The following is a 19,629-nucleotide window of genomic DNA, read 5'->3' as shown; positions in this document are numbered from 1 at the left end:
AATGAATATTTTTCGTCCGGTTTGGGCAGAAGTTGATTTGGGGGCTTTAAGACGCAATTTAAAAAGGATACAGCAGTACGCCGGCAGTGAAATAATGCCCATAGTCAAGGCAGATGCCTACGGACACGGTGCAGTGGAGGTTGTTCGGACTCTAAAGGAAGAAGGGATTACCAGATTCGGGGTTGCTATCCTGGAAGAAGCTTTGGAGCTCAGAAGGGAATTCCCGGATATTGCCCTTATGGTTATTGGACCTACATTGTCGAAGTATTCAGAAATACTGGTCAAAGAAGAGATCATTCCCGAAATATTTCAGATCGAACAGGCTGAAGCGCTTTCAGCGGCAGCGTTGAAGCTGAATAAAACAGCGAGACTCCATATCAAAGTGGATACGGGAATGGGTAGGACAGGGTTCCGCGAAAATGCACTCGAAAATATTCAAAAAATTGCAAAGCTTCCTGGCCTTTATCTGGAGGGGATTTATACCCATCTGGCCACGGCCGACAGCACTGATTTGTCTTATGCGAAGCAGCAGCTGAAGATCTTTGATGACTTATATGAAAAGTTATGCGCGGCAGGAATAAAAATTCCGATCCGTCATGCCGCAAACTCTGCTGCAATCATGCAAATTCCCGAAAGTCATTACGAACTTTGCCGTTCAGGAATCATATTGTACGGACTTTTACCGATGGACCACGCCGGACAGGAAGCCGGCTTTGAACCGGTCATGTCTTTAAAAACCCGCATTTCCCAGCTGAAGACCATCGAAAAGGGCGAGAGTGTTGGCTATGGAAGGACGTTTATTGCCAACAGGCCCATAAAAGTCGCAACGCTGCCGATCGGTTACGGCGATGGTCTGCGCCGTTCTCTGTCCAACGGCGGTGAGGTCTTGCTGAAGGGAAAGAAAGCCAGGATCATCGGCAAAATATGCATGGATCAGATCATGGTTGATGTAACAGAAATTGAAGAGATCCAAGAAGGGGATGAAGCCGTTCTGCTCGGCAGAAACGGTGACCTGTTTATTTCCGCAGATCGGATTGCTGAACAATGCGGAACGATTAGCTATGAGATCCTGTGCGGTATTTCCAAGAGAGTACCAAGGGTGATGGTTGAGAGCAAATAGTATTTGGAAAACATTAATAAAAAAGACCTTTTGGATGCGAGCTGTTTTGAACATACTCAGTCTCCAAGAGGTCTTTTTAATTTTAGTGGTATCAAGACTATGTCGTGAGTATCAATGGAATCACGAATCGGATTAGGCAGCTCCGGCTTAGATTACGCCGTGAGCCATCATGGTGTTAGCAACTTTCAGGAAGCCTGCAATGTTAGCACCGACGACCAGGTTGCCTTCACAGCCGTATTCTTTGGCAGCTGAGCTGGCATTGCGATAGATGTTGACCATGATGTCTTTAAGTTTGGCGTCAACTTCTTCGAAAGTCCAGGAGTAACGCATGCTATTCTGGGACATTTCCAGAGCGGAGGTTGCAACACCGCCGGCATTGGCAGCTTTACCAGGAGCAAAGATGATTTTATTGGCATGGAATACTTTGACTGCTTCCGGAGTAGAAGGCATATTCGCACCTTCACCGACAGCAAAGCATTTATTGGCAACCAGAGCCTTGGCGGATTCTTCGTTCAATTCGTTCTGCGTAGCGCAGGGAAGAGCGATATCGCAAGGAATGGTCCAGATGCCTTCGAAGCCTTCTTTGTATTCGGCTTTCGGGTGGAATTCCAGATAATCTTTGATTCTTCTTCTTTCAATTTCTTTGAGCTGCTTAACGGTCTTCAGGTCAATACCGTTTTTGTCGTAGATGTAGCCGTTGGAATCGCTCAGGGCAACAACATTGGCACCCAGCTGCATGGCTTTTTCGGCTGCATAAATCGAAACGTTGCCTGAACCGGAGATAACAACGGTAGCACCTTTAAAGGATTTGCCGATGTCTTTAATTGCTTCGTCCATCAGATAAACCAGACCATAGCCGGTTGCTTCGGTACGAACTAAGCTTCCGCCATAAGTCAGGCCTTTTCCAGTTAGTACGCCTTCAAAGAGATTTCTGACTCTCTTATACTGGCCGAACATGTAACCGATTTCTCTGCCGCCAACACCGATATCACCGGCAGGAACATCAGTGTCTGCACCAATATGTTTGCAAAGTTCGGTCATGAAGCTCTGGCAGAATTTCATGATTTCGTTATCGGATTTGCCTTTGGGATCGAAGTCGCTGCCGCCCTTGCCGCCGCCAATCGGAAGTCCGGTCAGGGAGTTTTTGAAGATCTGCTCAAAACCTAAAAATTTGATGATGCCAAGGTTAACAGACGGGTGTAAACGCAGGCCGCCTTTGTAAGGACCGATGGCGCTGTTGAATTGAACTCGGAAACCACGGTTAACCTGAACATTTCCTTTGTCATCGACCCAGGGAACTCTGAACATGATCACGCGTTCGGGCTCGACGAGCCGCTCGAGGATACCAGCTTTTTCATATTCGGGATGTTTGGCAATTACCGGTTCCAAAGATTCCAGCACTTCCTTGAGTGCCTGGTGGAACTCGGGCTCGTTCGGGCTTCTTTTGATAGCCTGTTCCATGACTTGTTGGACATAAGACATATTTTTACCCTCCAGAAAAAAATAATGTTTTTTATCAATAACCGTATTCTACAATATTAATTTGCGTTTGAACATAACAAAACAAACAATATACTGTATTCATTATAAGATATTAGTGATGCAAAATAATGAATTTATAATATTAAATCTAAATATTTAAACATTGGCATTAAAATTATACAAAAAACTAGAAAATACAAAGAAAATTAAAATGAATACAATATTTTTTAGTTAAAACAGTTATGTTGTTGATGGATTTTTGGTAAAATCGTAAAGAAACTATAGATGTAAACTCCAACAAAGGGTGTGTAATATGAAATACAATCAATTGCCAAAAAAACAGGGTCTTTACGATCCGGCCTTTGAGCATGATGCCTGCGGTATGGGATTTGTCGTGAATATCAAAGGTGAAAAATCGCACGACATTGTCGAGGAAGCTTTAACCGTTCTGGAAAACTTAAACCACAGAGGCGCCAGTGGTGCGGATGAGAATACGGGTGACGGCGCTGGCATTCTGGTGCAAATACCCCATGACTTCTTTAAACGGGAATGTGATGTTCTCGGCTTTAATTTGCCGGAAAAGGGCAAATATGGTGTAGGAATGATTTTTGCGCACAAATATGAAGATTTTCGGGTTACCCAGATGGACTCTTTTGAAAAGATTGTTCGTGAGGAAGGACAGAAGATTCTTGGGTGGCGGGAAGTCCCGATCGACAAATCGACGGTCGGCCATAGTGCCAAAGCTGTTATGCCCCGGTTTATACAGGTTTTTATCGGAAGAAGCCCTGATCTGACCGATGATATGGATTTTGAAAGAAAGCTCTATGTCATTCGGAAAAGAGCAGAAAAACTGATCATCCCAATGTGTGAAGACAAGGGCGGCTCCTTCTATGTTGCCAGCCTTTCCAGCAAAACCATTGTCTATAAAGGTATGCTTACAGCCGAACAGCTCAGAAACTTTTATCTGGATCTTTCCGATCTAGATTTTGTTTCAGCACTGGCCATGGTTCATTCCAGGTTCAGCACCAATACCTTTCCGAGTTGGGAGCGGGCGCACCCGAACCGATATATTGTCCATAATGGGGAAATCAATACCATCAGAGGAAACGTGAACTGGATGAAGGCCAGGCAAAAATGCATTGATTCACCGTTGTTTGATGATATTTCCAAGGTATATCCGATTGTTGACGAGTCAGGCAGCGATTCGGCCATGTTTGACAACAGTCTTGAGTTTATCCATCTTACCGGCAGATCGCTTCCTCATGCTGTCATGATGATGATTCCTGAGCCATGGGAAAAGAATGATCTGATGTCCAAAGAAAAAAAGGACTTTTATGAGTTTAATAATTTTATCATGGAGCCCTGGGACGGACCAGCTGCCATGGGATTTACGGACGGAACAGTTATCGGTGGCGTACTGGACAGGAACGGACTCAGACCATCACGTTATTATGTCACCAAAGATGATAAAGTCATCCTCGCCTCCGAGGTGGGGGTTCTCGACATCAAACCTGAAAATGTCAAGTATAAAGGCCGTTTGGAACCGGGTAAAATGCTCCTGATCGATACGGAAGCACAAAGGATCATTTCTGATGAGGAAATCAAAAAGAATGTTTCCCTGATGCATCCGTATGAAGAGTGGAATAAGAAGCATATTGTCTATTTAAGTGATCTCCCTGCTGACGACGAATTGGAAGCACCGATGCTGGAAGATATTATCTCCCAGCAGAAAGCATTTGGCTATACCCATGAGGATATCAATAAAATGATTCTGCCGATGGCGACTGATGGCCTTGACCCTGTCGGATCGATGGGCATGGATTCACCGCTGGCAGTACTTTCAGACAAACCTCAAATGCTGTACCATTATTTCAAGCAGCTTTTTGCCCAGGTGACGAATCCCCCAATTGATGGCATCCGTGAGGAAATCATTACCTCCAGTACAATGCTCCTGGGGAATGCGGGAAACCTTCTGGATCCGGACCGGACGCATAGTTCCGCAGTGTATCTGGAGTCACCTATCCTCACCAATACTCAGTTGGATACCATTATGAAATTAAATAACGGGAAGTTCAAGACAGCCAGGATTTCCATTCTTTACAAGGCAGCTGGCGGCCTTAGAGCAATGGAAAGAGCTTTAGACAAAATATCCCGGGAAGCAGATAAAGCAATTGCTGATGGCGCAAATATTCTTGTTCTTTCGGATAGGGGCGTTAATAAAGAATTTGCTGCTATCCCCGCTCTTCTGGCATCTTCAGGGCTGCATCACCATTTGATACGCCGTGAAATCCGGACGAGTGTGGGTATTGTTCTGGAGACCGGAGAAGCCAGGGAGGTACACCATTTCTGTGCCTTGATCGGGTACGGTGTTACCGCGATCAACCCCTATATTGCTTACGAAACGATCAGAGACCTCGCGGCCAAAGGAATGACGAATGGCCTAAGTTATCAGGAGGCCAAAAAGAACTATATTAAAGCCTCGATCAAAGGCATCTTAAAGGTGCTTACGAAAATGGGTATTTCGACGATGCGCAGCTACCACGGTGCCCAGATATTTGAAGCTGTCGGACTGAAAAGAGATCTGATTGACCGCTACTTTACTCAGACGCCATCCCGCTTGGAAGGAATCGGTCTGGAAGAAATTACGATGGAAAATCAAATGCGGCATGAAAGCGCTTTTGATGAGAATGCACTCTACACAGATACACTGGAAATCGGCGGTTTCTACCAATGTAAAGATAACGGGGAGATTCATCTCTACAACCCGGAAACAATTTACTTGCTCCAGCGCGCCTGCCGGGAAGGCAATTACAATCTTTTCAAAGATTACTCCAGAAAAATTAATGACGAGGAGATCTATACACTCAGGCAGCTGCTGGATTTCAAAATAAGCGCCGGAGATACGATTCCTATCGAAGAAGTCGAACCGGTCGAGTCTATCGTCAAAAGATTTAAGACCGGGGCGATGTCCTATGGCTCGATCAGTAAGGAAGCTCACGAATGTATGGCTATTGCCATGAACCGTTTGGGCGGCAAAAGTAACAGCGGTGAAGGCGGCGAGGATCCTGAAAGATTTAGAAAGCTGCCTAACGGCGACAGTCTAATCAGTGCCATCAAGCAGGTTGCTTCAGGTCGCTTTGGTGTTACCAGCAGCTTTCTGGTAAATGCCTCGGAAATACAGATCAAAATGGCGCAAGGGGCCAAGCCTGGAGAAGGCGGGCAGCTTCCAGGCCGGAAGGTTTTTCCGGCAATTGCCAAAGTTAGACACTCAACACCAGGTGTCGAATTAATTTCACCCCCGCCGCACCATGATATCTATTCAATCGAAGATCTGGCGGAACTGATCCATGACCTTAAAAATGCCAACCGTGATGCCCGAATCAATGTTAAGCTTGTTTCTGAAGTGGGTGTCGGTACGATCGCGGCCGGTGTGGCCAAGGGCAAGGCCGACGTTATTCTGATCAGCGGCTATGATGGCGGTACAGGTGCTTCACCGCGAACAAGCATTAAAAATACAGGATTGCCGTGGGAATTAGGACTTGCCGAAACCCATCAGACCCTTGTGCTTAATCGCTTAAGAGACAGAGTCGTCCTGGAAACAGACGGTAAGCTTCTGTCAGGCAGAGATGTTGTCATCGCTGCACTTTTAGGCGCTGAGGAATATGGATTTGCCACCACCCCACTCATTTCCTTGGGCTGTGTGATGATGCGCGTCTGCAATCTGAATACATGCCCTGTAGGTATTGCAACCCAGAATGAAGAGCTCCGTAAGAATTTTGCCGGCAAACCTGAGCATGTTGAGAATTTTATGTTGTTTATTGCACAGGAAATGCGGGAGATCATGGCAAAACTTGGCTTCAGGACCATTAATGAAATGGTTGGACGTACAGACAGGCTCAAACACAAAGAAAATATTAAGAATTGGAAAGCAGCCAAGGTTGATCTTTCCCAGGTTCTGTATCAGCCCTATGCCGGTGCAGATGTCGGCAGATTTAAGTCACAGCAGCAAAACCATGGACTGGAAGAATCCCTGGATATGCGCAAGCTCTTAAGAATGTGCAAACCGGCCCTGGAACACAAAAAATCAATCCGGGCCAAACTGAAGATCAACAATGTGGATCGTGTGGTTGGAACCATTGTCGGCAGTGAAATAACCAAGCGTTTCGGGGAAGTGGGGCTTCCGGAGGATACCATTAAGCTGACTTTTGTTGGTTCTGCTGGTCAAAGCTTTGGTGCGTTCGCACCCAAGGGCATGTCCTTGGAACTTGAGGGTGATGCTAATGACTATATTGGCAAAGGCCTTTCGGGTGGTAAAATCATAGTCTATCCGCCAAAAACTTCGGATTTTGAACCAGCAAAAAATATTCTGATCGGCAATGTCGCCTTCTACGGTGCAACTTCGGGTGAAGCCTATATCAACGGAATCGCCGGTGAAAGATTCTGTGTCCGAAACAGCGGCGTCAATGCGGTTGTTGAAGGTGTCGGCGACCATGGCTGTGAATATATGACCGGAGGAAAAGTTGTGATCCTGGGTAAGACAGGACGAAACTTTGCTGCGGGTATGTCCGGTGGTGTTGCCTATATCCTTGATTTTGAGGAAATATACTGCAACAAGTCCCTGATTCTTATGGAAAAAATTGCTTCGGAAAAGGAACTGAAAGAAATCAGGGAAATGATCCGTAAACATGTAGCGCACACGGGAAGCCCCCTAGGCCGGAAAGTACTGGATGATTGGACAGATTACGCGCCAAGATTTACGAAGATCATACCCAGGGATTATAAAAAGATGATGGAAAATATCGATAGAGCTCACAAGGCTGGCTTAAGCGGTGAAGAAGCCCTGACGGCTGCCTTTGAAGGGAAGGTCTGATCATGGGAAAAGCAACAGGATTTTTAGAGTATAACAGAATCGATCCGAAGAAAAGAAAGCCTGAAGAGCGGATCAAAGACTACAATGAAGTCAAGATTCCCCAGGATCCTGAGATTGTCCGAACGCAGGGCGCGCGCTGCATGGACTGCGGTGTACCTTTCTGCCACGGCGGTGTGCTCTTGAACGGCGCCGCTTCAGGTTGCCCGCTGCACAATTTGATTCCAGAATGGAATGAGCTCGTCTATAAGGGACAGTGGCGGGAAGCATACAAGCGGCTGACCAGAACGACGCCGTTCCCGGAATTCACCTCAAGGGTTTGCCCTGCACCTTGTGAAGGGGCTTGTACCGAAGGCTATATCATGGACGCTGTGACTATTAACAGCATTGAATATGAGATTATCGAGAAAGCGTTTGCCGAAGGATGGGTAAATCCTAAGAAGGCCAAAGCCACCGGCAAGAAAGTCGCTGTTGTCGGTTCGGGCCCGTCCGGACTGTCTGCGGCCTATTATCTGAATGCCGTCGGCCATGAGGTCACGGTGTATGAGCGGGATGACCGGGCTGGGGGACTTTTGATGTACGGGATCCCCAACATGAAGCTTGATAAACGATTTATTGAAAGACGGCTTGATGTACTGAAGGCATCCGGGATAGAATTTGTTCTGAATACCGAAGTCGGCAAATATATGAAGGCCCAAGAGCTCGTAGACAACTATGATGCCGTTGTGCTGTGCACAGGAGCTACCAAGCCCCGGGGGCTGGATGTGGAAGGCAAAGATCTGAAAGGGGTTTATTATGCCGTAGACTTCCTAAAAGCGACCACCAAAAGTTTATTGAATTCCAACTTAAAGGATGAGAGTTTTATTAGTGCCAAGGGTAAGAATGTCATTATCATTGGCGGCGGGGATACCGGGACGGACTGTGTGGCCACGGCAATCCGGCATGGCTGCAAAAGCGTTTTCCAGTTTGAAATTCTGCCTGAGCCACCTGCCCATCGTATTGAGGCTGAGAACCCCTGGCCGGAATGGCCGAAAAAACTGAAAGTGGATTACGGACAGGAAGAAGCAATCTGTCTTTATGGCAAGGATCCGAGGAATTATTGCATTTCCACCACAAAGATTGTGGGCAATGAGAACGGTGAGGTCAAGGAAGTTCATACAGTCAACCTTACCTGGGTCAAAGATGCTGCCGGCAGAATGGTTCCACAGGTGACTCCCGGAAGTGAAAAGGTATGGGAAGCGGACCTGATCCTGCTGGCCATGGGCTTTTTAGGGCCTGAAGACAATATCCCCACAGAGCTTAAGCTGGAGCGGGATGCTCGCAGCAATGTCAAAGCGGAATATGCGTTTTTTGAGACGAATGTTGACAGAGTTTTTGCTGCTGGCGACATGCGCAGAGGTCAGAGTCTGGTTGTCTGGGCTTTCCAGGAAGGAAAGCTGGCAGCTAGAGAAGTGGACAAATATTTGATGGGAAAAAGTATAATTATCTAGCCACTTGTTATGATAAACAGAGTGCAATGTTCATGCCGGATGTGATAACATGATATTACACGGCATCCACCGTTATGCTTTATCATACCGAATAGTAAAGCCAAGTAATGGATAGATGCTAGGATTCATTGCTTGGTTTTTGCGTATCGGTTATTGGCTGCTTGCACATATAGATTTGAGTGTCAGCAATTATTAATTTTAAGGATAAAATGATAGCTAAATTGGCGTAAGGAATGATGTGTAATGGATCAGCGTAAGAAAATAAGATCCGGCCTGCCGGGGCTCGATGAGATCATCGACCATCTCAGGATTGGCGATAATGTTGTTCTGCAGGTTGACAATATCGCAGATTATGAATCCTTTGTGCTGCCTTTTGTCAGAACGAGTCTGGACGAGGGCAGAAAAGTGATTTATATGCGGTTTGCGCGTCATTCTCCAATTATTGATGACAATGAAAATGTTAAAGTGTATCATATTGACGCCGAACACGGTTTTGAAGCTTTTTCCACGCAGGTCCACCAGATTATTGCAGCTGAGGGAGAAGAGGCTTTTTACGTTTTTGATTGTCTGTCCGATCTTTTGTACACCTGGGCAACGGATCTTATGATCGGCAACTTTTTTCAGATCACCTGTCCGTATTTATATGAACTGAAAACGGTGGCTTTCTTTGCAATTTATAAAAATATGAATTCGTATGAGACGATTTCCGCAATTCGGGAAACGACCCAGGTATTGATGAATATCTATAATGTCAGGGGACAGACCTATATCCATCCGGTCAAAGTGATCGACAGGTATTCACCGACGATGTTTCTGCCGCATATCAAACAGGCGCAGGATTTTATTCCGTTAACAAGCAGCAGCGATGCTTCAAAGCTGTTTGCAGATATGTCCCTGAATGTGTTTGATGCTCCGCGAAGGCATTTGGATTATTGGGACCGGATGTTTTTGAAAGCGTCAGACACCTATGAAAAGGTAAAATTCAGTCGTATACCGTCTGCTGAGGAAAAAAACCTGGTAGAAAAGCTCTGCCGGATGGTTTTAAGTCGCGATGAAAGATTCCTTGAGTTGCTGACGAAGGTCTTTACTCTGGAAGATTTGCTTCAGATCAAGTCAAGTTTAATTGGATCGGGATTTATCGGCGGCAAAGCGGTCGGAATGCTTCTGGCCAGAAAAATTTTACTTGAAGATGAAAATTTTGATTATAAAAAAATTCTGGAACCCCATGATTCGTTCTACATTGGCTCTGATGTCTTTTACACTTATCTTGTTAAAAATGGTCTCTGGAAACTTAGAATGGAGCAGAGAAAACCTGAAAAATATTTTTCTCTGGCCAGAGTCATTAAAAGCAAAATACTCAGCGGTGTTTTTCCGGAGAATGTCAAAAACCATTTTTTGCGGGTCCTGGAGTACTTTGGACAATCACCGATCATTGTCCGCTCCAGCAGCCTTTTGGAAGATGGATTTGGTAATTCTTTTGCTGGAAAATATGAAAGTGTTTTTTGTACGAACCAAGGTACGCTCGAACATCGCTATCTTGAATTTGAAAACGCTGTGAAACAAGTCTTTGCCAGCACGATGAGCGACGACGCGCTGATGTATCGTTTGAAACGAGGAATAGCCGACCAGGATGAGCAGATGGCTTTGCTTGTTCAACGCGTATCGGGTTCTTATCGTAAGGAATATTTTTTCCCGGATCTTGCTGGGGTCGGCTACTCAAACAATATCTATGTCTGGGATGAGAAAATGTCTCCGAAAGCGGGCATGTTGCGGGTAGTTGTAGGTCTAGGCACTCGGGCTGTAAACCGTACGGCAGGTGACTATGCCAGAATTATAGCGATTGATGAACCTTTGTCATCACCTTTAACGGATTTTGATGATTACAGGCAATATGCCCAAAGAAACATTGATGCGCTGATGGTAACCAAAAACAGCATGATTGGTATCGCGTTTAACGATCTTTTAAACGAAATTGACGATCCCAAACTGCATTATTTCGCGCAGAGAGACTATACTGCAGAAAAAATGATGAAAGAAATAGGCCAGCAAGGCCGGCAGGCCTGGATTATTAATTTTGATCAATTTCTGTCCGATTCCACTTTTGTCGGGGTCATTCAAAAAATGCTTAAATGCCTGGAGAAATTCTACGCATATCCGGTGGACATTGAATTTACCGTTAATTTTAAAGATTTGGATCATTATCAGATCAATCTCCTGCAGTGCAGGCCGCTGCCCGCAAAAGGTCTCAAAAGTAAGGTGGTGTTCCCGAAACATATTGATTTCCAAAAAACATTCTTTCAAAGCCATAATACTTTCATGGGCGGGAATATCCATTATGGTATTCAGCGAATCATTTATGTCGAGCCTGAAACCTACAGCAGGCTAAGTGACCTCGAAAAATACAGGGTAGCCAGATGTATCGGCAAATTGAACAGCCAGATTGAGAAAGAAAACATGACCGTGCTGCTGCTCGGCCCCGGACGATGGGGTACCAGTACGCCTTCGCTCGGCGTGCCTGTTTATTTTTCCGAAATTAATAATATCACTGTCCTTGGTGAAATTGCAGTTAAAGAGGGCGGGTTCACCCCGGAGATATCTTACGGAACCCATTTCTTTCAGGATCTCATTGAAAGTGATATCTTTTATGTGGCGCTTTTTCCGGAAGGCAGGGGAGGAGTCCTTCAGACAAAACTATTAAACCACTTTCAAAATTTGCTTCCTGAGCTGCTACCACTGAGCGCCTCCCTTGGAGAAATCATTAAAGTATATGATGTCAATAAAGGAATGCATAAAGCCCTGGAGATTATTGCTGATGTCGGGAAACAAAAAGCGGTATGTTTCTTTAAATAGAATTTGATGGCTGACAAGATAAAAAAGTAGCCCTTCGGGGTTGTTTTTCCCCCTTAGGGCTAGAAAATATCTATCAAGGTTAGTGGCATCCGTGATGGCTGCAGCTGTTCATGGCAGAGAATTCCGGAAGCTGGTTATCCAGGAAGAGCTGGATGTTACCCGAAACGGTGGCATTATCAACCCGAAAAGCACGCACCCCTTGCGCATTGAGTTTCATTAGGGCGCCTGCACCGATTCCGCCAACCAGAATCGCGTCCACCTGTTCTCCACCCAATGCCTTCAAAGGCTGGCACATCCCGTGCTCATGATGAGAGTCTCCGTTGTCGATGACTTTCATCTCTTCTTTATCCAGGTCGTAGATCAGAAAAAATGGGGCTGAGCCAAAATGATCATAGGGGATACTCTCAAGTCCTTTGTCTTCTTTTACAGGGATACAAATTTTCATGTTTAAGCTCCTTTTCTCGGTTTATTCATTGCTTGAACGCTCACAGCACTTTTCACGCTGGGCCTTGCAAGCATATTGACAATTGAATGGGACGCTGAAAACATCTTTATAGTGACCCGAGGTGTGGGTGCCTGATATCTGCTCAATGAATCCGATCAGATCTTCAAAAACAGATTGCTGCAAATTGTATTGTACGAAGTAGCCTGTTTTCTCGCCAATCAGAAGGCCGGCTTCCTTTAAAATTTTAATATGTTGGGACACGGCTGCTTCGGAAATTTGAAGATGTCTTGCAATTCCTTTAGCACAGATGCTTCTTCTGGATAAGATAAGCAAGATCTGCAGTCTTGTTTCGTCAGAAAGCGCTTTGAATACCTGCACAATTTGCTCCATATATCCTCCGGGTATTTTTAATTAACTAAATACTTAACTAAATTATAAGACACTTAAGTGATTAAGTCAAACAAATTGTTTTCTAAGTGGTTATAAAAGAAACGCTTCTGAAGACTGGCATTTCTCTATGTTATAATGATATGAAGATTTTCACGCCTTCATTTAAAAGCGTTTATTGCAAGTCACTGGCAACCCGGAATGATTACAGGCCATAGAAAGAAGGGGACAGCATTGAAATATTTAGAAGCGACACTGGGGAGAATATTCATTCTGAGATTGGAACAAGGAGAAAAAATCCCAGCCATTATTCAGGATTTTGCCGAAAAACATCAGATCAATTCCGCACTGGTTCATTTTTTGGGAGGGGCGGACAAGGGCAGTAAGGTCGTCGTAGGACCTGAAGACGGACAGGCCCTTAAACCCCGCAAGATGATGACAGAGCTTCAAGGCACCAGCGAAACACTGGGAGTAGGAACTTTGTTCCGAAACGAACAAGGGAAACCGGTCTTGCACATGCACGCCGCTTTTGGCAGAGAGGGAAAAACAGTAGCAGGCTGTGTACGTGAAGGGGTCGATATCTGGCAAATCGGCGAGGTTGTCATGATTGAACTGAATACAAGTGAGGGCTCTAGAAAAATTGATCCTACGACAGGTTTTGAGCTGCTCGAAATATAGTAGATATGCCAACTGATTCTTGGCAATATTTTTTTCGATTTTGAATGCGCCGCAGACGAATACAATGATTTATTGGGACAGGGAGGCATAGAATATATCGATGGAAAAACGGTATCGGGTTCTGCAGGATATTGTAGAGAAAGAGCTGTCTTATGCGGCCCACGATCTGGATCATGTTATGCGGGTCTATCATCTTTGTTTGATTCTGGCCGGGCAGCGGGAGGATGTCGATACGGAAGTATTGATTCCGGCTGTCCTGCTTCATGATATTGCCAGAGCCAAAGAGGATGAAGATAATTCCGGAGAGATCGACCATGCCGTATTGGGTGCGGAAATGGCCGAGAAGATCCTTCAAGACCTAAATTATGATCCGGATTTGAGACAGGAGATCACACACTGTATTTTAGCGCATCGGTTCAGAACAGGACATCAGCCGGAGAGCATCGAAGCCAAAATCCTCTTTGATGCCGACAAACTTGATATCATCGGAGCAACTGGGATTGCCCGCTCTTTCATGCTTGCTGGCCAGCACGGGGAAAGACTATATCATGAGGTTTCTGTCGAAGAATATCTGAAGGAAAATATCGGTGAGAACGGCAGGATTAAAGATGCTTCCAAACATACGACCAACCTGGAATTTGAGCTTAAATTAAGAAAAATACCGGATAGGCTCTATACGGAAGAAGCGAAAGCAATCGCCAGAAAAAGGGTCAGATTTATGGAGTTATTTTTCAAGACTTTAGTGGAAGAAGTAACAGGAAATAAATAATTGAAATAAATAATCCTTGGAACGAATGTGCAAAGCGTTGAATTTGGTTGGAAAATGAAGAATAATTTACATAAAAAAATTAAAAAACAATAATAGAAAGTATTTTAAATAAGTTGTATACTTGAACGTAGATATCGTTTGGCATGAATCTTGCCGTAAGGGTCAAGTGGATGTATCATACCCGAGTAAATCCCGGTTTTAATGTGAAAAGAATATGAAAATGCCGTCTGTCCGGGAATCTGTATAGTATTTTAGTTTGATTCAGAAGGTGGAAGGAAAATATGAGGCAGATACGCCAAGATATATTTCTTGAACAGCAACAGAGATTGTTCATGACCACTGAACTGCGTCAGGCAATTTCTGTATTGCAGATGTCGACTCTGGAACTAAGCGAGTATATCACAAAAAAAATAGAAGAGAATCCTTTTCTGGACGAAGATGAACCCGTTGCTGAAAACAATGAGGTTGTCAGCAAAACTGCAACCCGGGTTAATATGGACGACCTGATTGAACATTTCAGCAGCGACAGCAATATGGGTCATATCTGGAATGAGAAGAATGAAAATGACACCGGATACGAACAATATCTGTCTGATCGGCCAAGTTTATATGAGCAGCTTGAATTACAATTGAATTTAGAGATCAAAAATCCTGCGGATATTATCATTGGAAACTTTCTGATAGGAAGTATTGATCGGAACGGCTATTTTACAACAGAACTGGAATATGTCAGCCAAAAATTGAATGTTGCCGTTGAGAGAGTGGAAGAGGTCCTAAAGGTCATTCATACTTTCTATCCTACCGGCGTAGGTGCCCGAAATCTTCAGGAATGCATGCTTCTGCAAATGAGAGCAAACGGCAAGGATAGTGAGCTTGCGGAACAGGTTATTCAAAACTACTTCCAGGAGCTTGCCGACAAAAAAATAATGAAAATAGCCAATACCCTCTCCGTGTCTACGAAGCAGGTCCAAGAAGTCTATGATCTTATCAGGATGCTTGATCCCAAACCCGGACTGCAGTTTGGCGCTGAAAGAAATCCTTTTATCTGGCCTGATGTTACGATTATGAGAGACCAGAACGATTATATGGTTATTGTAAACGACTTTGATTTTAACTATTTGAGAATCAATCAGACGTATGTGGATATTCTCCGTAATTCGAATGCGTTATCCGATGATGTAAAAAAATATCTTGAAGAAAAGTTTGATTCCGCCTTAGGACTCATCCGCGGAATTGAACAAAGAAGACTAAACATTTACAAAGTTGTGCAAAGCATTGTTGATATTCAAAGAGAATTTTTTGACAATGGCATTGAATATCTGAAGCCCTTGACCATGAGTCAGGTTGCGGACCTGGTCGGCATCCATGAATCTACGGTAAGCCGGGTCACCTGCAACAAATACGTCCAGACGCCGCGCGGACTGTTTGCTTTGAAGTATTTCTTTAACTCCGGTGTGGGTTCTTATGACTGCGACAAAATAAGTTCCAAAAGTGTCAAACACTTGATCCAGGATATTATTAATAAAGAAGACCCGAACCAACCACTGAGCGACCAGGATATTATGATGATGCTTGTGAACAAAGGGATGAGGATCTCCCGGAGAACTGTCAACAAGTACCGTCAGAGTATGGGGATACCTACAAATTTACACCGTAAAAGATATTAATTGTCCAAAGCATTATCGCCTAAACTTACGGGGCACGAGATTCAAGTGGCATTGATGATTTTGAACTATATTTGAGTGGAAGATTAGTCAACATAATGCAAAGGAACCGCGGGTATTTAATAACATCCACGGTTCCTTCGCGTTATATTGGACTAGGTCATTCAGGTGAGGTGTGTTCAGAGAAGGTATATTTAGATAAAGAGTGTCCATTGGAAGGAGTGTTCAAGGGGAAGGTATATTCCAGAAAAGGGTGTTCATGGACGAGTTGCTTTTGCTTTGGCGTCACTGCGCTAACTGCGGTTACAATATTGGGTGTGCAAAAGCTTGTGGGATAATTCTCCGAGGGGCTCAAGCAGAAAGTCATGATAGAGTTCCTGTACTGCCGGATTTTCATGTGACTTGCGTAGCGGCATATTTTCATCGACCTGGTACAGGGCTTCGATCCGTCTGGCTCTGATCTCATTGGTCGTGCCGTAAGGCTGGCCTCCTCCGCCGATACACCCTCCGGGACAGCACATGACCTCGATGAATGTATAATCGGCCTGGCCGGCTTTGATCATTTCCAGGATTTTTTTGGCGTTGGCAAGTCCGTGGGCAATCCCCGCTTTTACTTCCGTTCCGGCAAGATCAACCGAAGCTTCTTTTACGCCGACCATTCCGCGCACGGCTGTAAAGTTTAAGTCAGTCAGGGTTCTACCTGTAACAACTTCATATACGGTACGCAGGGCTGCTTCCATAACCCCACCGGTTGCTCCGAAAATAGCGGCTGCACCTGTTGATATGCCGAGGGGCGAATCAAATTCAGCTTCAGGGAGCATCCGGAAATCAATTCCCTCGTGCTGCAGCATTCTGCCAAGTTCACGGGTCGTGAGGACGATATCTACATCCTGGCTGCCGCTTGCATTCATTTCCGGGCGCTCGGCTTCAAATTTTTTAGCGGTACAGGGCATTACGGAAACGACAATGATATCCTTGGCTTCAAGGCCGCTGGTCTGAGCATAGTACGTTTTGGCCAGGGCCCCAAACATTTGTTGGGGAGATTTGCAGGTCGACAGATGCGGAATTAATTCCGGATAGTAATGTTCCATATATTTGATCCAGCCGGGACTGCAGGAAGTAATCATCGGCAGGATACCGCCGTTTGCTATCCGGTCCAGTAATTCATGGCCTTCTTCCATGATGGTCAGATCTGCTGAGAAGTCTGTATCAAAAACCCGGTCAAATCCCAGACTGCGCAAAGCAGAAACGAGTTTTCCTGTCGCGATTTCGCCTGATGGGAATCCAAATTCCTCGGCTAGGGATACCCGGACGGCCGGAGCGACCTGAACGACGACATGTTTTTGGGGATCGGCGAGAGCTTCCCAGACGCGGTCTGTATCATCTCTTTCATGAATTGCACCTACCGGACAAACCAAAGCACACTGTCCGCACAGCACACAGGCGACATCAGCCAACTGTTTGCCGTATTCCGGTGAAATGCTGATTTCCGTACTGCGGTTATGACTATAGAGGATTCCAACGTTCTGAATATAGTGGCAGGCTTCCGCACATCGGCCACATTTGATGCATTTATCCGGATTTCTGACCAGCGAGGGAGTTGAGAAATCCTGAGAGAAACTGTGTTTTCTTTTTTCTCCTTGGATATCCCTGACTCCGAATTTGGCGGCGATTTGTCTGAGCTCACAGTTGCCGTTGCGGATACAGGTCAGACATTCCTGCGGATGGTCAGCAAAAATTAATTCCAGAATCGTGCGGACGGTCTCTCTGACTCTCGGAGAATTCGTCGTGATGTTCATTCCGGCTGTTACCCTAGTGGAACAGGAAGGCACAAGGTTTTTTACGCCTTCTATCTCGACCACACAAATCCGGCAATTTGCCTTGACGCGCTGATCAGGATGATGGCAAAGGGTTGGAAGATCAATGCCCTGTTGTCTGGCTGCCTCTAAAATAGTGATTTCAGGTGCAACTGCCGTTACCTTACCGTTTAGCGTAATATTGATAGTTTGCATCAGGCGGTCTCCTCCTCAATGAATGATGGTTTGTTATCACGGCAGGAAGCAAGATATTCATCCCGGTAATAGGCCAGGGAGGAACGAAGGCTGTTGCCGGCTGCTTGGCCGAGACCGCAGAAGGAAGCTTCCTGAATCGCCCGGGTATAACGCTCCAGCGTGCTAACATCCTGACGCACGGCTTCTCCGGCGAGCAGCCTGTCAAGGATCAGATTGGCCTGACGCAGACCTTCCCGGCAGGGCGTGCATTTGCCGCAGCTTTCATGCAGAAAGAAGCGCAGACGGTTTTGAACGTTTGACAAGATCGAACGGGTGTCGTCCAAAACAAAGATAGCCCCTGATCCGATCGTAATCCCGGTTTTGGCACAGGCCAGATATTCCAGCGGGGTAAAAAGCATTTCCGGCGGTATCAGAACGCCGGAAGCGCCGCCAATGTTTACCGCTTTTATGGCTTTCCCGGTCTTTGCTCCGCCGCCATATTCGTTGATAATTTGAGCGAAGGTCATTCCGAATGGTACTTCAAATAAACCACGGTTTTGGACATCGCCGGAAAGCGAAATCAACTTGGTTCCGGGACTGTCCGGTGTACCAAAAGAACGGTACCAAGATGCACTTTTTTCAATGATTTTGGGGATATTGGCAAGCGTTTCAACATTGTTGATCAACGTGGGTTTTTGCCAGAGACCGGCTTGGGTCGGGTAAGGGGGTTTCAGACGCGGACGGCCTTTTTTGCCCTCGATGGAGGAAATTAACGCGGTTTCCTCACCGCAAAGATAGCTTCCGGCACCGGAAAATAGTTTTAAAGACAAGCTGAAACCGCTGCCAAGAATATTGTCTCCAAGGAACCCGCGGCGCTCGGCTTCTTCGATGCTTTCGCGCAGGATTTTCTGTGCTTCAGGATACTCGTGCCGCACGTAGATATAGCCTTCGGAAGCTCCGGCCATAAACGCCGCGATGGTGATGCCTTCCAACAGTTGGAAAGGGATATGGGTCATAATGAACCGGTCCTTAAAGGTGCCTGGTTCACCTTCGTCGGCATTGCAAATGATATAACGCAGTTTTTCCGTGTTGGCTCGAAGCATTTTTATTTTTTCAGCAGTAGGGAAAGCAGCTCCGCCCCTGCCGCGCAGTCCGGCATTCGATATTTCTTTCAGGGAAGTTTCAGGACCCTGGGCCAGGGCTTTGGCTAACGCGGAATATCCACCGTTTTGACAATGATGGTCCAAGTCAACATGCCTGCCCGGAGAAATATTAAAAATCTGATCGTCATCAAGCATTTTATTCATTCTGATATTCCTTTCTCAAATTACGGATAATGGCGACCGCAGCTTCCGGAGTCAGGTCACCGAAGACCGCATCATCAATTTTGATGGCCGGAGACATATAGCAGGCACCAAGGCAATTGACGCTTTCCAGAGAGAAAAGCCCGTCCGCTGTTGTTTGTCCGATCTTAATCCCGAGTTCCTGTTTAATTGCAGCGAGGATGGAAGCTTTGTTGGCATTTTCACAGGGCGCGTTCGTACATATCCGGATAATGTGTATGCCCCGTGGTTTCAGGGAGATCTCACTATAGAAAGATGCCGTAGAATAAACTCTGCTTCGGGAGATATTCATTTCCCGGGAAATCTCATTTACGGCTTCTTCACTCAGATGATTCTGGGGGTCGGCATCCTGAACGGCTAAAATTACTTGAAGCAACAAGGCTTCTTTTTTTCCAAACCGGTTGACAACTTCTTTGATTGCCGTCATTTGATCACACTGCCTTTCTGTAACCTTTCTGCAGGAAAGTTTACCTGTGCTTGCTTCAGTGTAATATGGGGCAAAATGCAAATCAAGAATAGTTATTTATTTGACAAAATAACAGA

13 protein-coding genes are annotated in these 19,629 nt (G+C 45.5%); 7 read left to right on the top strand and 6 right to left on the bottom strand.

What is annotated here, in order from left to right; all coding sequences use genetic code 11:
- Position 1 precedes the first annotated feature (1 nt).
- Positions 2-1,120 (top strand): alanine racemase, encoded by a 1,119-nt coding sequence (alr, locus tag A7D23_RS01375; protein WP_068882924.1) that lies wholly within the window; start codon positions 2-4, stop codon positions 1,118-1,120.
- Between the two features lie 147 nt (positions 1,121-1,267).
- Here the strand turns inward: alr and gdhA are convergent, their stop codons facing one another.
- Positions 1,268-2,602, bottom strand: a complete 1,335-nt coding sequence (gene gdhA / locus A7D23_RS01370) for an NADP-specific glutamate dehydrogenase (RefSeq protein WP_019225255.1) — start codon at positions 2,600-2,602, stop codon at positions 1,268-1,270.
- Between the two features lie 313 nt (positions 2,603-2,915).
- Here gdhA and gltB point away from each other — a divergent pair, with 313 nt between their 5' ends.
- The 3 genes from gltB (at position 2,916) to A7D23_RS01355 (ending at position 11,809) form a co-directional block, all read left to right on the top strand.
- Positions 2,916-7,472 (top strand): glutamate synthase large subunit, encoded by a 4,557-nt coding sequence (gene gltB / locus A7D23_RS01365; protein ID WP_019225256.1) that lies wholly within the window; start codon positions 2,916-2,918, stop codon positions 7,470-7,472.
- A 2-nt stretch (positions 7,473-7,474) separates the two neighbouring features.
- On the top strand, positions 7,475-8,959 hold the full coding sequence (locus A7D23_RS01360; RefSeq protein WP_019225257.1) for a glutamate synthase subunit beta: 1,485 nt from the start codon (positions 7,475-7,477) through the stop codon (positions 8,957-8,959).
- A gap of 243 nt (positions 8,960-9,202) precedes the next feature.
- Positions 9,203-11,809, top strand: coding sequence for a PEP/pyruvate-binding domain-containing protein (locus tag A7D23_RS01355; RefSeq protein WP_068882922.1), 2,607 nt, complete (start codon positions 9,203-9,205; stop codon positions 11,807-11,809).
- Positions 11,810-11,888: 79 nt separating this feature from the next.
- On the opposite strand, the gene A7D23_RS01350 is transcribed toward A7D23_RS01355, so the two are convergent.
- Together A7D23_RS01350 and A7D23_RS01345 are read right to left on the bottom strand one after the other, a co-directional pair.
- The gene (locus tag A7D23_RS01350) at positions 11,889-12,254 is read right to left on the bottom strand and encodes a NifB/NifX family molybdenum-iron cluster-binding protein (protein ID WP_019225259.1); all 366 of its coding nucleotides are present in this window, start codon (positions 12,252-12,254) and stop codon (positions 11,889-11,891) included.
- 21 nt (positions 12,255-12,275) lie between these two features.
- Entirely contained in the window at positions 12,276-12,644 is a 369-nt protein-coding gene (locus A7D23_RS01345) for a metalloregulator ArsR/SmtB family transcription factor (protein ID WP_068882920.1), read from the bottom strand.
- 231 nt (positions 12,645-12,875) lie between these two features.
- Between A7D23_RS01345 and A7D23_RS01340 the strand changes: the two genes are divergently transcribed.
- From A7D23_RS01340 to rpoN, 3 genes are all read left to right on the top strand, one after another.
- Positions 12,876-13,319: a PPC domain-containing DNA-binding protein gene (locus A7D23_RS01340; protein ID WP_025206063.1), complete on the top strand. Its 444-nt coding sequence runs from the start codon at positions 12,876-12,878 to the stop codon at positions 13,317-13,319.
- Positions 13,320-13,419: 100 nt separating this feature from the next.
- Positions 13,420-14,088, top strand: coding sequence for an HD domain-containing protein (locus tag A7D23_RS01335; protein ID WP_025206062.1), 669 nt, complete (start codon positions 13,420-13,422; stop codon positions 14,086-14,088).
- 281 nt (positions 14,089-14,369) lie between these two features.
- The gene (rpoN, locus tag A7D23_RS01330; protein ID WP_025206061.1) at positions 14,370-15,755 is read left to right on the top strand and encodes an RNA polymerase factor sigma-54; all 1,386 of its coding nucleotides are present in this window, start codon (positions 14,370-14,372) and stop codon (positions 15,753-15,755) included.
- A 290-nt stretch (positions 15,756-16,045) separates the two neighbouring features.
- Here the strand turns inward: rpoN and A7D23_RS01325 are convergent, their stop codons facing one another.
- The 3 genes from A7D23_RS01325 to A7D23_RS01315 are packed head-to-tail and all read right to left on the bottom strand — an operon-like array spanning position 16,046 to position 19,513.
- Entirely contained in the window at positions 16,046-17,764 is a 1,719-nt protein-coding gene (locus tag A7D23_RS01325; RefSeq protein WP_025206060.1) for an NADH-dependent [FeFe] hydrogenase, group A6, read from the bottom strand.
- Positions 17,764-19,050, bottom strand: a complete 1,287-nt coding sequence (locus A7D23_RS01320; RefSeq protein ID WP_242836951.1) for an NADH-ubiquinone oxidoreductase-F iron-sulfur binding region domain-containing protein — start codon at positions 19,048-19,050, stop codon at positions 17,764-17,766. The genes A7D23_RS01325 and A7D23_RS01320 overlap by 1 nt, the downstream gene beginning before the upstream one ends.
- Positions 19,043-19,513 carry an NAD(P)H-dependent oxidoreductase subunit E gene (locus A7D23_RS01315; RefSeq protein ID WP_019225266.1) on the bottom strand — a complete coding sequence of 157 codons (471 nt, stop codon included), beginning with the start codon at positions 19,511-19,513 and terminating at the stop codon, positions 19,043-19,045. Before A7D23_RS01315 ends, A7D23_RS01320 begins: the two co-directional genes overlap by 8 nt.
- Positions 19,514-19,629 lie beyond the last annotated feature (116 nt).

The organism is Dehalobacter sp. TeCB1 (genome assembly GCF_001707455.1).
Classification (GTDB): Bacteria; Bacillota; Desulfitobacteriia; order Desulfitobacteriales; family Syntrophobotulaceae; genus Dehalobacter; species Dehalobacter restrictus.
The sequence above is the reverse complement of the archived record's forward strand: the minus strand, read 5'-3'. Positions and strand labels throughout refer to the sequence as shown.